The following is a 3,285-nucleotide window of genomic DNA, read 5'->3' on the forward strand; positions in this document are numbered from 1 at the left end:
CCGCCGCGGTGGGAGAACGCCCCGGACTTCGACTTCGACTTCCATCTGCGCAAGGTGTCTGCCCCCGAGCCGGGGAACCTCGACGGCGTGCTGGAGATGGCCCGGGTGGCGGCGATGGCCGACTTCGACCGGGCCCGCCCGCTGTGGACGGCGACTCTGATCGAGGGACTCGACGACGGCGGCGCGGCAGTGCTGTGCAAATTCCATCACGCACTGACCGACGGCGTCGGCGGCGTGCAGATCGCCATGCATCTGTTCGACCTCACCGAGGAACCGCGCAGCATCGAGTCCGTGGAGACCGGGGCTGACGAGCCACAGGTGCAACAGCACGGGCCGCTCAACGACTACGTCGACGCGCTGCGCTACGACCTCGGCCTGGTGGGGCAGGCGGTGAGCGGGGTGGCCGAGAACACACCGAAGGTGTTGTTCAAAGCGCTTCGCAATCCGTTGGCCGCGGTGGCCGAGGCCGGCGAGTTGGCCGCATCGGTGTACCGGACCATGAGACCGGTCACCGAGACCGGATCATCGCTGATGAAGGAACGCACCCTGGTGCGCAAACTCGGCGTCCACGAGGTGCCGCTGTCGAAGTTGAAGGCGGCTGCGCACGCCGGTGGCGGGGCGCTCAACGACGCCTTTGTGGCCGGTATCGCCGGCGGCCTGCGCCGCTACCACGAGATGCACGACGTGGCGGTCGGGGACCTGCACCTGACCATGCCGATCAGCGTGCGTACCGAGAACGACGACGAGGGCGGCAACCACATCACCCTGGCACGTTTCGACGTGCCGGTCGGTGTGGCCGATGCCGCAGAGCGGATCGCCGAGACCCGGGCGCGAACCACCAAGGTGCGCAACGAGAAATCGACGCCCTATATCCAGATCATCGCCGGTGCGATGAACCTGATGCCGCGCTGGTACATCGGGTCGGTGCTGCGCAAGGTGGACTTCCTGGCCAGCGACGTGCCCGGTGTGCCGATGCAGGTCTATCTGGCCGGGGCCAAGGTCAGGGTGCAGTACGCATTCGGCCCGACGATCGGCTCGGCGGTCAACGTCACACTGCTGACCTATGTCGACACCTGCGCGCTGGGCATTGATGTCGACACCGGAGCGATCCCGGACTTCGACGCGTTCTACGAGTGCCTGGTGGCCGGCTTCGACGAGGTGCTGGCGCTGGCCGACTGAGGACGGCTAGCGCAGTTCGATGAACTGCGCGTCGGCGATTCCGTCGTAACGGTCCGGTGTACAGGTAAGCACGATCACCTGACCCTCGCCGCCGAGATCACCGAGCACCTTGCGCATGCCGTCGAGCCGGTCGGGGTCAGCGAAGCCCAGTGCGTCGTCGATGACGACCGGAACGGTGTCCTCATCGGCGACCAGTGCCGCACCGGCAAGCCGGACCAGGATGCCGAGCTGCTCCTTGGCGCCGCCGGACAGCAACCCGTAGGGCACCGTGACGCCGTCCACGGTGCGGCTGACGATGCTGAGGCCCGGGTCGACCTCCAACCGGCAGTTGTCGCCGAACACCGGTTTCGACAGCCGCTCAAGTTCTTTCCGGAACGGCTCGGCGTAGCGCCTCTGAGTATCGCCGCGGTGCCGGTCCATGACTCTCTTGAGCAGGTTGGCCGAGCGGGCTCGCCGCTCGATGCGCTCGAAGTCGCGCCGTGCCGCCGCCTCGGCGGTCTCAGCATCGTCGAGCTTACCCCTGCGCCCCTCAGATCCGGCCATTTCCAGTGCGCCGTTGATCTCGTTGAGCTGACGGTCGAGATCACTGCGCTCGGCTGTCAACTTCTCATCGGCGGCAGTCGCTGCTGCGACTTCGGCCTCGATGGCATCAGGGGTGAGGGCATCCCGCTTGGCCGCCACTTCGGCCACCTCCGCGTCGGCCCGACTGAGCTTCTCAGCGTCGGCGAGTGCGGTCACCGTCACCGCGTCGTCGTCTGCGTCCGTGCGCTGAGCGGCCAGCTTCTCCTGCGCGGTAGCAAGCTCGGTCTCCGCGCTTGTCAGTTCGGAGCGCAGAACCTTTGCAGCCGTGGCTCTTTCGGTGAATTCGGTATTGGCCGCCTCAGCGATCTGCCGGTCGGCGTTAGCCTTGACCCGGGCCGGCGCGACACCTTCCTCGGCGGCAGCTTGCTCGGCGCGAGCAGTTTCGGGATCGAGGCCCCCACCCTCCGGGAGTGCGGCGACCAGCGTGGTCAACCGCTGGGTAAGCGCTTGGGGATTCTCTGCGCCGCACAATCCGGACAACTGCGCCGCCAGCTCACGGCTGCGACCGGCGAGGTCCGTGCGGCGCTGGTCGGTCTCGCGGGCCTGGACGATATCGGTGACACCGGCCGCCGCGAGCAGACCATCCAGGTGCTGCTGCGCGTCAACGAGTTTGGCCTGAACATCCGCGGTGGTGGCACCGGGGTCGATACGCACACTGAGCACCCCGGGGAGTTCCACGGTGGTCGGAATCGAGGTGTCCGGACACCACGGCTGACCGGCGCCAAGGGTGACTGACTCACCGTCGACCAGGACCACCAGGTCGGCCGTCGGTGTGAATTCGACCGCGCCGGCACTGTGCGACAACTGATCCGTGACGCGCTGCACCTGCGCGGCCGCCGCGTCGATCTGCGCCATGGCCTCCGTCGTCAGGACGACACCTGCCAACTGCTCGGCGACCCGGCCGAGTTCGGCCTGCACGCCATCGAGTTCGGTCAGCCTGCCACGCGCCTGCACGCCCTCGGCGATAGCGCGGGCCCGCTGTGCCCGCTCCTCGGCCTGCGCGAGTTCGGTTGCGGACTGCCGGGCGGTTGCGGCGGCCGTCCCGCTGGCGACACCGGCCAGGGTCTCGGCTTCCTCTGCCGCGGTCAGTTGTTCGCGTAGCGCGCCGATGGCAGTGTCGCGAGCGGCGACATCGCCGGCCAGTTGCAGCCGTTGCGCACGCCGGTCTGCTGATGCGGACGCGACGTTGCGTGCTGACTCGGCGGCCAGCCTCGCACTGTTCCAGGCCGCGGTCAGGTCGGCGAGGCCGTCGGCTGCCGCCTGCGCGGCCGTGCGTCGACTGCCGGCGGCCTGCACCAAACCGTCCAACTCACTGCGCCGCCCGGTCAGTTCGCGGTGCCGGTCCACCAAGGCTTCGACCTCATCGATGGCCTCCCTGCATTGTCGAACCACGACCTCGGCCGCTGTCAGCGCAACCTGGACGTCCTTCCACTCCTTGGCCGCCTTGCCGGTCGCAGGGGTGAAGTATCTGATGAACTCGGCGTCGATGGCGCCGGTCAGCAGGGACTCGGTGCCCGACGGGGC

2 protein-coding genes are annotated in these 3,285 nt (G+C 68.2%); one reads left to right on the forward strand and one right to left on the reverse strand.

Going from position 1 to position 3,285, the window contains the following annotated elements; genetic code table 11:
* The coding region (locus ACR2JI_RS01495; protein WP_526387278.1) for a wax ester/triacylglycerol synthase domain-containing protein at nucleotides 1-1,179 on the forward strand (1,179 nt) is incomplete at its 5' end.
* Between the two features lie 6 nt (nucleotides 1,180-1,185).
* On the opposite strand, the gene ACR2JI_RS01500 is transcribed toward ACR2JI_RS01495, so the two are convergent.
* Nucleotides 1,186-3,285 (reverse strand): coiled-coil domain-containing protein (locus tag ACR2JI_RS01500; protein WP_526387280.1); only part of this gene is annotated, 2,100 nt, incomplete at its 5' end.

It is taken from the genome of Mycobacterium sp., assembly GCF_051006775.1.
In the GTDB taxonomy this organism is placed as follows: domain Bacteria; phylum Actinomycetota; class Actinomycetes; order Mycobacteriales; family Mycobacteriaceae; genus Mycobacterium.